Consider the following 12,933-nt stretch of genomic DNA (forward strand, 5'->3'; position numbering starts at 1 on the left):
AATAAATGCTTGTTCAAGAACGATTGAAACTTCTTGAACATCCTCTAGAATGAAAGGAATGTTGTACGATGCGTAAACCAATCATCGCTGGGAACTGGAAAATGAATAAAGTACTTTCAGAAGCAGTAAGCTTTGTTGATGAAGTGAAAGGGCTTGTGCCTGCTCCTAGCAAAGTTGACTCAGTCGTTTGTGCTCCAGCATTATTCTTAGAAAAGTTAGTGGCAAGTACTACAAGTACTGATTTAAAAATCGGTGCACAAAATATGCACTTCGAAAACAGTGGTGCTTTTACTGGAGAAATTAGCCCAGTTGCACTTGAAGATTTGCGAGTAAGCTATGTAATTATTGGACATTCTGAACGTAGAGAGATGTTTGCTGAAACTGACGAAACTGTAAACAAAAAAACAAAAGCAGCTTTTGATCATCAACTTACTCCTATTGTTTGCTGTGGTGAAACATTAGAGCAACGTGAAGCTGGTCAAACGAATGACCTTGTAGCTGATCAAGTGAGAAAAGCGTTGGATGGTTTAACATCTGAACAAGCAAAACAAACTGTTATAGCATATGAACCAATTTGGGCAATCGGTACTGGTAAGTCATCTACATCAGCAGATGCCAATGCAGTTTGTGAACATATTCGTTCAGTTATCGCTGAGCAATTTTCTCAAGAGGTGGCAGATGAAACACGTATTCAATACGGTGGAAGTGTAAAGCCTGAGAACATTAACGAGTATATGGCACAACCTCATATTGACGGTGCGCTCGTCGGTGGAGCAAGCCTAGAGCCTAAGTCTTTCCTGCAGCTCTTGGGGGCAGCAAATCATGAGTAAAAAACCAGTAGCACTTATTATTTTAGATGGCTTTGCATTTCGTGATGAAACGAAAGGGAATGCTGTAGCCCATGCAAAGAAGCCTAATTTTGATCGGTATTGGAGTAGCTATCCTCATGCAACATTAACAGCAAGTGGGGAAGCAGTAGGACTTCCAGAGGGTCAAATGGGTAACTCAGAAGTTGGACATTTAAATATTGGTGCTGGTCGAATTGTTTACCAAAGCTTAACACGTGTCAACGTAGCCATTCGTGAAGGTGAATTTGAGAGTAATAATACTTTCTTAAATGCGATGGATCATGCGAAGAAAAAAGGTTCAAACCTCCATATTTTTGGCTTATTATCTGATGGGGGTGTTCATAGCCATATACAACATTTGTACGCGTTGTTAAAACTAGCTGCAAGTGAAGGTGTAGAAAAGGTTTATGTTCATGGTTTCCTAGATGGTCGCGATGTTGGTCCGCAAACAGCGAAAACCTACATTCATAGTCTTAATGAAAAAATTGCTGAGATTGGTGTAGGAGAAATTGCTACAATTTCTGGACGTTATTATTCAATGGACAGGGACAAAAGATGGGACCGTGTAGAAAAATCTTATCGCTCCATGGTTTATGGCGAGGGACCGACGTATCAAAGTGCGATTGAATGTGTAGACGATTCTTATGCGAACGGCATTTATGATGAATTCGTGTTACCTTCAGTTATTGTCAAAGATGATGGCTCACCAGTAGCAACCATCCAAGATGATGATGCGGTGATCTTCTATAATTTCAGGCCAGACAGAGCAATACAAATTTCAAATACTTTCACGAATGAAGATTTTCGTTCGTTTGACAGAGGACCAAAGCATCCGAAAAACTTACATTTTGTTTGTCTAACACATTTTAGTGAAACGGTAAAAGGATACGTAGCCTTTAAACCAGTAAATTTAGACAACACAATTGGTGAAGTCCTATCACAAAATGGCTTAAAGCAATTAAGGATTGCAGAAACTGAAAAGTATCCGCATGTCACCTTCTTTATGAGCGGTGGTCGTGAAGAAGAATTCCCTGGTGAAGAACGGATTTTAATTGATTCACCTAAGGTAGCAACGTATGATTTAAAGCCAGAAATGAGTGCATATGAAGTGACTGATGCGTTGTTAAAGGAAATTGACGCAGATAAGCACGATGCAATTATTCTAAACTATGCCAATCCTGATATGGTTGGGCATTCCGGAATGCTAGAACCAACCATTAAGGCGATAGAAGTAGTGGATGAATGTTTAGGAAAAATAGTTGATGCAATTGAAGCCAAAGGCGGAACAGCTATTATTACCGCTGACCATGGAAATTCAGATGAAGTGGTAACTTTAGAAGGAAAGCCAATGACTGCACATACGACAAACCCGGTTCCAGTAATCGTAACAAAAAACGGAATTGAGTTAAGAGATAAGGGTAAATTAGGTGATTTAGCACCTACAATGCTACAATTATTAAATGTAAAGCAACCAAGTGAAATGACTGGAAAATCATTAATTAACGAATAAGGAGAGATAATTATGTCAATCATTGTAGACGTTTATGGTCGTGAAGTATTAGATTCTCGTGGAAACCCAACAGTTGAAGTAGAAGTATATACTGAATCTGGTGCATTTGGACGTGCATTAGTACCAAGTGGTGCATCAACTGGAGAATATGAAGCTGTGGAATTACGTGATGGTGATAAAGATCGTTATTTAGGTAAAGGAGTTATCCAAGCAGTAAATAATGTAAATGAAATCATCGCTCCAAAAATGGTAGGCTTTGACGTGACTGATCAAGTAGCAATTGACAAAGCGTTAATGGCATTAGATGGGACAGAAAACAAAGGTAATTTAGGTGCAAATGCAATTTTAGGTGTATCAATGGCAGTTGCACGTGCTGCGGCTGATTTCTTAGAGATTCCACTATACCAATATTTAGGTGGATTTAACGCAAAAACATTACCTGTTCCTATGATGAATATCGTAAACGGTGGAGAGCATGCAGATAATAATGTAGATATTCAAGAATTCATGGTTATGCCTGTAGGTGCACAAAACTTCAAGGAAGCACTTCGTATGGGTACAGAAATATTCCATAGTTTAAAATCTGTTCTTAAAGCAAAAGGGTATAATACAGCTGTAGGTGATGAAGGTGGATTTGCACCAAACCTAAGCTCAAATGAAGAAGCGTTACAAACAATTATTGAAGCTATTGAAAAAGCAGGCTATAAACCAGGCGAACAAATTATGTTAGCAATGGATGTAGCTTCATCTGAGTTATACAACAAAGATGATGGCAAATACCATTTAGAAGGTGAAGGCGTTGTGAAAACGTCTGAAGAAATGGTTTCATTCTATGAGGAGCTTGTTGAAAAGTATCCTATCATCTCAATTGAAGATGGATTAGATGAAAATGACTGGGAAGGTCATAAGCTACTAACAGAACGTATCGGACACAAAGTTCAATTAGTAGGTGACGATTTATTTGTAACAAATACGAAAAAGCTTGAAGAAGGAATTGAAAAAGGAATTAGTAATTCAATCCTTATTAAAGTGAACCAAATTGGTACATTAACTGAAACATTTGATGCAATTGAAATGGCAAAACGTGCGGGCTATACGGCTGTAATTTCTCACCGTTCAGGTGAAACTGAAGATAGCACGATTGCTGATATCGCTGTTGCAACAAATGCAGGACAAATCAAAACTGGTGCTCCATCACGTACAGATCGTGTTGCGAAGTATAATCAATTGTTACGCATCGAAGATCAATTACAAGAAACAGCACGCTTTGATGGTTTAGCATCATTCTATAACTTAAAGAAATAACATTATTGAAGACCTCATGTAATGTGAGGTCTTTTTAGTTTTGGTTAGTATTTCTTAAAGGATTATTATTATCTTTCTGTAACTCTTAATTAGACTATTCGTGATATGGTTGGTTAGACAAATACTATAACTTTTTCCTTCTATACCCATAGCTTTGTATTTTGAATCACGGCTTATTGCGTAAAGGAGTCAACAGAGATATACTTCTGCTCTAAATATTCTTCTATTCCAAAGTACCCGCCTTCTCTACCTAATCCACTTTCTTTATAACCGCCAAAAGGAGCTTGCGCAGCTGATGGGAGTCCGTCATTTACACCTATTACTCCATACTCTAAATTGTTCATGAAAAATGTAGCTTCATCTAAACTAGTTGTGAATACATATGCAGCAAGACCATATTGACTGCTATTTGCCCTGTTCTCTACTTCCTCAATCGTTTTAAAAGAGGTAATAGGGGCTAACGGTCCAAACGTTTCGTCCTGCATACAGACCATATCATCTGTCACATTTCCAACGACAGTAGGCTGAAAATAATGACCTTTTTCTTCCGAGACCTTTTTCCCGCCTGTTAAAATAGACGCACCTTTCTCTACAGCATCTTCAATATGATACATAACTTTTGCTATAGCCTTCTCATTAATGAGGGGTCCTATATCAATGTTATTGTTCAACCCATTTCCCAAGGTTAAACGTGAAGTACGTTCTACTAATCTAGCTGTAAAGCTTTCTATCACATCTTCATGAATGTAGAATCGGTTAGATGCAACACACGCTTGACCTGCATTGCGGAATTTAGATTGAATGGCTCCTTCAACAGCTCTATCGATGTCTGCCTGTGCTGTGACAATGAATGGTGCATGTCCCCCTAGTTCGAGAGATAATTTTTTTACAGAATCAGCTGCTTCTTTCATTAGAAGTTTTCCTACAGGTGTTGATCCAGTAAAACTTAATTTTCTAACCCGCTTATCTCGTAACCAAGCATCGCCAATTTGTTTAGCATTACCTGTTACGATATTTATTACGCCGCTAGGGAAATTAGCTTTTTCTGCTAATTGTATTAACTTTAAAGCGGTAAAAGGCGTTTCTTCTGAGGGCTTTACAACGACGGTACATCCAGCTGCTAATGCTGGGGCAAGTTTCCTAGTAATCATTGCAGCAGGGAAATTCCAAGGTGTAATAGCAGCAACTACTCCTACTGGCTCTTTTTTTACTATAATATGTTTATTAGTTGTAGAGGCTGGAATCGTATTACCATAATTTCGTTTCGCTTCCTCTGCATACCATAACACATACTCATTTGCATATTTGATCTCTGCTAAAGCTTCCTTTAGTGGTTTTCCTTGCTCAATCGTTATGATCCGAGCTAGTTCATCTTGATTCTCTTTAATTAATTGATACCATTGATAAAGAAGTTGACTTCTATACCTTGCAGTCTTTTTCGACCATAAAGCAAAGGCTTTTGATGCTGCTTCAATAGCTAGAACTGCTTCTGTATGCCCGCCATTTGAAACTTCTCCTATTATTGCTTTCGTTGCCGGGTTTTTGATAGCAATAACATCTTCTGATGCTATCCACTGACCGTTTATAAAATTTTGCTTAATAAACATCTGTCCCACCCTTTTATTTGTTTATCTTAGTCTGTTATTAAGTGTGAAAGTATACTTAAATAAGTTTACCGTTCGAACAGACTTGCATTTTTCCGTAGTCAAATCTTCAGAAAAGAAAACAGCTGAAACACAAATTGAAATTCTTCATGTGCCAGCTGTCAATATAATTAATCTTTCTTTAATGCTTTTACAATTTCTTGAGCGATACTTTCCGATGATGCAGGGTCACGGCTCGTAATAATTTGATCATCTGCCCAGATCGATAATGCTGGCTGGTCTAATTTGCCGACATATGTGCCTACTTTAGCCAGCTCTTGCTCTACACTATATGGTAGAAATTCTATTACTTCCTTTGGTTCATAGGCATCTGGAAAAGCAGTAACCTTTTTCCCATCGATGATTGATTTACCGTCTTCTCTATAAGTGAAAGCTAACACAGAAGGTGCATGACACTCTGCTGCAACGATGCCTTTATTATCATAAATTTCATTTATTAAACGATGAGCATGTGGATCGTAGGAAACATCGAACATGGGTCCATGTCCTCCGACAAATAATATGACATCGTAATCTTTTCCTTGTAAGTCAGCTAAACGTAACGTATCCTTCCAACGCCCAAGCTTTTCAAACTCTCTTGATTTCCCGTCTGGGTCTGTTTCATCATTTAAAGAAAACTGATCAACCATCCCATCTCCGCCTTTTGGTGAAGCAATTGACACAGTATGACCTGCTGCTTCTAATACATTTAATGGAACATGAAATTCCTCAGACCAATAACCTGTTCGATATGATTTTACTGCTATTCCATTTGATATAACCATTAATATATTTGCCAATGTATATACCTCCTAATTATAATAATTATTGATGTAGTATTGTTCTTATTGGAAAATTGTCTTCGTTACTTCTATAGGTTATCATCAATATATAAGATTATGTACTTCCATTATGTTAGATGGGAATAACAGAAAGTTATAAAGGTGAAATACATGAAAATTGAATGGTTAGAAGCATTTCAAATAACTGCAGAAACGAAAAGTTTGACTAAATCGAGTGAATTATTACACATGAGTCAACCTGCTTTAAGTAAACAAATAAGAAATCTTGAGATAGATTTAGGCGCTAGTTTATTTATTCGCTCTTCTACGGGTGTTCGATTAACTCAAGCTGGTGAAATATTATTAAAAAGCAGTAAAAATATCTTAAAGGAAGTCAATTCTGTACGTAAAGAAATTAATCTAAGTCAAGGAATTGGTGATATTACAATAGGATCCTGGCCGAGTATAGCAACGTCTTATCTTCCATATAAATTTGCTAAGCATAAGTTCAATGATCAATTCAGAGTAAAAATTTCTCATAGCTTTTTGGAATTATTATCGGGGCTAGAGAAGGGGTTAATAGACGTTGCATTATTTGATGATCGAGAAATCAAACATTCTTATTACTCTAAGTTTTTATTTTCAGAACGCTTTTTCTTATTTATAAATGCCAATCATCCGATTTATGCTAACCAAACCTCTATTTCCTTTCATGAAATAAAGGATGAATCATTTGTTGTACTTCCCTCTACATGCGATGCTAGAATGCTCGTTGACAAAGAATTTGCGTCAAAGGGCTCTACTTTAAAGGTTGCCTCAGAAATTGAATTTGGTCAAAGTATATTAGGTTTTGTTGAAGCAAACCTTGGTATGTCCATTCTTCCAGAAATATTTATACAAAATAGTTCAGAGAATGTTAAAGCTATCGAAATTCAAGATTTTAATATATCACGTCATGTTTCTCTAATAGCAAATGACGAAGCCATCGGGAATAAATTAGTTTCAATGCTAAGGTAACTCTACTTGAATACTATAAATGCCATAGTGCAAGAGACATTGGGTGGCAGCGAAAGATTATTAAACATCTCCTCATAATAAATAAGTATAGGTACAGCTGGAATAACAAATAGTACAAATAATCTGTTACGGTAGTGCTTGAAATACTGTCACTACCTGAAAAGGACTTGTCTGTAGTTTTAAGATATGCTAAATTATAATAAGTGAATAGTACGATTTTCTGGAGGTGTATCATATGTCTACATTATTTGTGACATTATTAGTGATAGATTGTCTAGCTCTCATTACGGTAGTTCTTTTACAATCAGGGAAAAGCGCAGGATTATCAGGTGCGATTTCTGGTGGAGCCGAGCAGCTTTTTGGAAAGCAAAAGGCAAGAGGATTAGATGCTGTTTTACAAAACTTAACGATTATTTTGTCTGTATTATTTTTCGTGTTAACAATTGTATTAGCATATATGGGTCTTTAAGGGTCAACATAGCTAAATAAAAAAAGCTTACAAGCAATATTATTATTTCATTAATGTACTATCATGCTCAGGGTTTTTCTCTAGGCGGTTCAGATAACCTGATGAAATAAATACAAACGTATAATAAACGGTAACGTAAATTATCGTATATAAGATGACACAAAAAAACGCTTGAATATTAATTCAAGCGTTTTTCATTATGAGTATTGTCTTATTCAATTCAAACTGCCCCTAGAAAAGACGAACGATAGAGAGACGAGTAGTTTTACCAAATTATTCACCTTTGCGTTGGATCCTAGTAAATTTCAAATAAAAGGGTTCAATTCTATTGAAAAACCACTGAATCACCAACCCGTGAATGACTACTCCGACTATTGAATTAAAAGTTACACAAATATAACTTACAGTGTGATTTACCTGATATATATCACGTCCAAAAAACATCAATTGCCCTATCACAAAGTAAAAAGAATGCCAAAAAGATATAATATTGCTCTCTAGTTGCCATAATAGCAGTGCTTCTACAGAAAATATTATCAATAAGGCTAAGATAATAAGTAATTTTGATAAATTAGATATCCGTTGAACCAATGGCTGTACATAATATTTTGTAATGGTCTTAATCCTAAATAAATAAATGATTCTTACAAGGCGGGCCAATTGAAAAAATTGATCAAATGGAATAATTGCAACGATGAGTAAGGGGTTATTTTTTATGAATTCCCATTTGTTTTTCACAAAAATTAATCTACAAATGAAATCTAAGAAAAACACAACCCAAACTACCCAACTTATAATGGAATTAAAAGAATTTTCTATCCAAAAAGTAAGTATGATTAAAATTACTAAGCTTATCATAATTAACTCATATAAGATCTTCACAATACACTTACCCCTTTTATTCCTTTATCAGTCAAAAAACTGAATAACGACGAACAGTTTGTAATTAAAGAAATTTTTCAATATCTATCGTAACATCTTACAAGTTACCAGGTGGTGGAAATGTACGTTTCCAAACATTTATGATATAGAAAAGCAATATCTGCATAAAATAAGAAAGACCGCAAGTGTCTATAGAACTCACGGTCTTACACAATAGACGATTCCCTCAGAGCTGACCACTCTTAGAAAGCCCATTTTAGTGAATTAAAAAAAGTTGGGTTATATTGATCAGCACTCAGTTCTTCTTGTTTGCACAGGTTCTTCCTTTTTATTTTCTCAATTGTTCTTGTAATATGTCTATGAATCTCGCTATAAAAAAATGATCCTATGAATGGTCTTTTTCTCTCCTCTTCCTTTCGCGAAAAAAATCTACTATTTTCCTCTATACTGGTAGAATTATCTGTCCATAACCTCCAAAATATAATCGTAGATTTTTTGTGGTGACTTTATAACTATATCCTTATGTCCGAATCTATTATTAGTATCTACGCCTTAAATGTATTACATTTTACTAGCTAAGAGAGATTTTATCATTTTACGGTCAGAATACCCCACTTGAATCAAGACCGTGAGATCTGATAAGTGAAGGGGAGTATAACAACCTACTTTAAGTGGATTATGTCACTGTAGTTTTTCGATATTTAAAGACAATTTGAATTGTTAATATTGCACTTACTAACATAGCTATTATTAGTAAAATCCGTTCATGATAAGACAAATTAAAGACAAAGCTTAAACTAAACCAAAGAAGACAACTTAGAAGATTCGAACTGAATAATAACCCCCAAATAACTCCTTTAATTTTTATGTATAACGCACTACCTATTAGATATTTGATATATATAAAGCTAACTATGCCTACTACTAATACAAAGATTAATGATTTCATAAATGGCAATACAATAGGCTCTTCCCAAGGCATATCAATCAGAATTATATTAGCGTAATATATCATATTGAACATAAAGACAAAAATTAGTATATACAAAAATAATACCCATTCACTTACATAAATCACTGGGAGTAAAATCTTTTTAATAGTTTTTCACCAACCTTATTACTCCATAGTCTTAAACATAACTTTGTTTCGTTAATTTAACAGCCCTTCACCATCCCCATAATTATTTTAACATAAAATTACAATTATACTTTATCCTTATTAAAGAAACATAGCGAATAGCAATCTATCACATAGTGTTTAGCAGAGTGGTAAAAGTTATAATCATTTTTTTCTAGTTCTGTAAGCAACGATAAATAGTTGTTAATAAAGAAGAGAATTGTCCATATAGTATTTAGAAGTATTGATATATTATTTATATAATAAATAGGAGAACTTAATGGAAGAGATAAGCTCATTTGATCATTGTCGAATGACTTTAGATTATAATTGGGATTATTCCTCCATTCCTAATACTTATTTAATATAAGTAATTAAGAGTGTTACTTAATACTATTTACAGTTGTAAATAACAATTCTCTAGTCTGTTCCCCAGCTTTTTTCCATGAAAATTGTCTAGCCCAATTTTTAAATGATGTTGCTTCTTTATAATTATTAGCTTTAAATAGTGTCTCCTCTAGCGCACTAACGATAGAATCAACTTTATAGGGATCACAATAAACAGCTAGTTCACCGCCTACTTCACATAATGAAGATCCATTTGATGTCACGACTGGAGTACCACAAGCCATTGCTTCGATAACTGGAAATCCAAAACCTTCATATAATGAAGGGTAAACAAAAGTTTCAGCATTTTTATAAAGGGTTGGGAGGTGTTCATCAGGAATGTAACCTGTAATAACGATGTCATTAAAATATTTACTGTGTCTTATATTAGTGAATAACTCACCATAAGGCCACAACCCTCCTCCAACTAACACTAATCCAATATTATCGTTATGAGCTTCTCTTAATTGTTCATAAGCATTTAAAATTCGTTGGAGATTCTTTCTAAATTCGAACGAACAGACTGATAAAATATATGGTTTATTTATATTGTACTTATTCAGTATAGCTTGGCTTTTAGATGTGCTTTCGACTTCTTGTTCTGACAAAAAAATATTATCAAGTCCTGGATATATAACAGTAATTCGTTCTTCCTCAACAGAAAATAACTCGATAATATCATGTTTAGTATGATTTGACACTGCAATGATATGTTCAACATGTTCCACTGTTTTACGAATAAATTCATCCATTAATTGATGAATTAGCGTATTTTTATAAAACTCCTCTAGCTTTAATGGAATTAAGTCATGAATTGTTAATACTGCTTTGAAATTTCGTTGTTCTGGAATTGGATAAAAAGGAGAAAATATTAAATCCAAATCAGATGAATTCCCTGCTAATTCTATGCTTTTATTGGCATACTCAAAATTATAGTTGGGTAAATCGATACTAATTCTATTTAAGTGATTTAAATGATCAGCAGGTCCACCTAGCAAATAAAACTGGTCCTCATAATCTTTTACTATTTCATTAATTACATTATGAGTATACCTTGCTACACCGGCTCTATGTTGACAATCTAACACCCTTGAGTCTAATCCTATTTTTAGCAATAGTTAATCACCCCTTTATCCTATTTATAAATATTTACCTACCTTATCTAGAATTAATAATAGCTTTCTATAATATGAAAGAGCTAGACACCATCAGTGATTTTGTTCAATTTAACTACACCAACGATGAGTCAGGTAAAGACTCTACACCGACCCAATCCTACTAGAGATTTAGGAGGCTTATATCCAAGTAATGAAACTGAGATAATTATGGGAAAATAAATAGATATATATATAAAGTCTTTTAGTTAAAGAATGAATATGAATAATTAACATAAATAAGAACCTTAATCATTAATTCCATCTAACACTACAGATGATCACTCATTTAAGGATAATATGCATCTTTTTCATTGTGGTTTATATTAAATAAAGCTCGGGAGAAAAGTTAATACTTTCTGAGGGGGGAATTTTAGAAGTCTTTTTACAGAAGTAAATATGCTGGGAATCCAATATTATGTATGCTTATTGGTGGTTCTACAACATCGACAGACACACATATACTATATTAAGAGTAATTTAAGGATGGCTAGTGGTTATTAACGAAGAGTTGTTTTGGAAAAGTCTTTTTGTATGTGCCCCCGATAGCGAAACATGTTTTTCTACACGTCAAGTAGTAAGGAGTTACAGAAGAAATCCTTCTTCATCAAACATAAGAAGTTTTATGGTATCTGAGATATGGATATTATATATAATTATTAAATTATGTTTAATTCGTAGCACTCCTATAGATAAAATCGTTTTGATCCTCAATTATTCGAAAGAAGGTGTTTTTTTTATGACACTTGCATATGTCACAAATCAAGGATCAGGAACTGTGTCGGTCATTGATACGAAGACCCACAGTGTCATTACTACCGTGGATGTGGAAAGTGATCCATTTGATGTAGCAATAACACCGGATGGAAAGCTTGCATATGTTACAAATAATGCCTCAATGAACGTGTCAGTTATCGATACGAAGACCCACAGTGTGCTTGCTACCGTGGATACCGCTGGCACTCCTGCTAATGTCACCTTTACTCCAGATGGCAAACTCGCTTATGTTACAAACGCATCGTTTATGGGAACAGTGTTTGGTATGTTCACGACAGTCATCGATACAAAGACACACTCCATAATAGCTACCGTACCAGTGGGATCGAATCCATTTGATGTAGCAATAACACCGGATGGAAAGCTTGCTTATGTCACAAATAATGACTCAAGAAACGTGTCAGTCATCGATACAAAGACCCACAGTGTGCTTGCTACTGTGAATACGGGTGGTGCAGCTGCTTCAGTTACTTTTACTCCAGATGGCAAACTCGCTTATGTTACAAACGCATCGTTTATAGGAACAGTGTTTGGTATGTTCACGACAGTCATCGATACAAAGACACACTCTATAATAGCTACCGTACCAGTGGGATCGAATCCATTTGATGTAGCAATAACACCGGATGGCAAACTCGCCTATGTCCCAAACAATGGATCTAGAAATGTATCGGTTATCGATACGAAGACCCACAGTGTGCTTGCGACCGTAGATACGGGAGGTGCAGCTGCTTCAGTTGCTTTTACTCCAGATGGCAAACTCGCTTATGTCACGAACACAGAGGTTTTTGGGACAGAGCCGTTGCTAGGTATGTTTACGACAGTCATCGATATAAAGACACACTCCGTAATAGCTACCGTACCAGTGGGGATGGGTCCAGTTGATATAGCGATAACACCAGCTGGAAAGCATGCTTATGTCATAAACAATGGATCAGGGGACGTGTCTGTTATAGACACGAAGACACATAGTGTGCTAACTACTGTGCAAGTGGGGATAAATCCTAGGGCTGTCGCATTTACGCCTAAATAACTTTCAATT

At 35.3% G+C, this 12,933-nt stretch carries 10 protein-coding genes; 6 read left to right on the forward strand and 4 right to left on the reverse strand.

The window, feature by feature from the left end; genetic code table 11:
* Positions 1-68: 68 nt before the first annotated feature.
* The 3 genes from tpiA to eno are packed head-to-tail and all read left to right on the forward strand — an operon-like array spanning position 69 to position 3,663.
* On the forward strand, positions 69-830 hold the full coding sequence (tpiA, locus tag V1503_RS12310) for a triose-phosphate isomerase (protein WP_320257644.1): 762 nt from the start codon (positions 69-71) through the stop codon (positions 828-830).
* Complete coding sequence (gene gpmI / locus V1503_RS12315) at positions 823-2,358, forward strand: 2,3-bisphosphoglycerate-independent phosphoglycerate mutase (RefSeq protein WP_410627268.1); 1,536 nt, start codon at positions 823-825, stop codon at positions 2,356-2,358. Before tpiA ends, gpmI begins: the two co-directional genes overlap by 8 nt.
* A gap of 12 nt (positions 2,359-2,370) precedes the next feature.
* Entirely contained in the window at positions 2,371-3,663 is a 1,293-nt protein-coding gene (eno, locus tag V1503_RS12320) for a phosphopyruvate hydratase (protein WP_410627271.1), read from the forward strand.
* A 173-nt stretch (positions 3,664-3,836) separates the two neighbouring features.
* Here the strand turns inward: eno and V1503_RS12325 are convergent, their stop codons facing one another.
* Together V1503_RS12325 and V1503_RS12330 are read right to left on the reverse strand one after the other, a co-directional pair.
* Entirely contained in the window at positions 3,837-5,270 is a 1,434-nt protein-coding gene (locus tag V1503_RS12325; protein ID WP_410627273.1) for an NAD-dependent succinate-semialdehyde dehydrogenase, read from the reverse strand.
* 167 nt (positions 5,271-5,437) lie between these two features.
* The gene (locus V1503_RS12330; protein ID WP_214483626.1) at positions 5,438-6,106 is read right to left on the reverse strand and encodes a type 1 glutamine amidotransferase domain-containing protein; all 669 of its coding nucleotides are present in this window, start codon (positions 6,104-6,106) and stop codon (positions 5,438-5,440) included.
* Positions 6,107-6,259: 153 nt separating this feature from the next.
* On the opposite strand from V1503_RS12330, the gene V1503_RS12335 reads away from it, so the two are divergent.
* Both V1503_RS12335 and secG read left to right on the forward strand, forming a co-directional pair.
* Positions 6,260-7,105, forward strand: coding sequence for a LysR family transcriptional regulator (locus V1503_RS12335; RefSeq protein ID WP_410627275.1), 846 nt, complete (start codon positions 6,260-6,262; stop codon positions 7,103-7,105).
* 235 nt (positions 7,106-7,340) lie between these two features.
* A complete protein-coding gene (gene secG, locus V1503_RS12340) occupies positions 7,341-7,574 on the forward strand; it encodes a preprotein translocase subunit SecG (protein WP_214483628.1) in 234 nt (77 codons plus the stop codon).
* 273 nt (positions 7,575-7,847) lie between these two features.
* On the opposite strand, the gene V1503_RS12345 is transcribed toward secG, so the two are convergent.
* Together V1503_RS12345 and V1503_RS12350 are read right to left on the reverse strand one after the other, a co-directional pair.
* Positions 7,848-8,456 (reverse strand): transporter, encoded by a 609-nt coding sequence (locus V1503_RS12345; RefSeq protein ID WP_410627278.1) that lies wholly within the window; start codon positions 8,454-8,456, stop codon positions 7,848-7,850.
* A 1,500-nt stretch (positions 8,457-9,956) separates the two neighbouring features.
* Positions 9,957-11,075 carry a glycosyltransferase family 4 protein gene (locus V1503_RS12350; RefSeq protein WP_410627280.1) on the reverse strand — a complete coding sequence of 373 codons (1,119 nt, stop codon included), beginning with the start codon at positions 11,073-11,075 and terminating at the stop codon, positions 9,957-9,959.
* A 778-nt stretch (positions 11,076-11,853) separates the two neighbouring features.
* On the opposite strand from V1503_RS12350, the gene V1503_RS12355 reads away from it, so the two are divergent.
* On the forward strand, positions 11,854-12,924 hold the full coding sequence (locus tag V1503_RS12355; protein WP_410627282.1) for a cytochrome D1 domain-containing protein: 1,071 nt from the start codon (positions 11,854-11,856) through the stop codon (positions 12,922-12,924).
* Positions 12,925-12,933 lie beyond the last annotated feature (9 nt).

The sequence above is a fragment of the Nanhaiella sioensis genome, assembly GCF_046557775.1.
GTDB lineage: Bacteria > Bacillota > Bacilli > Bacillales > SM2101 > Nanhaiella > Nanhaiella sioensis.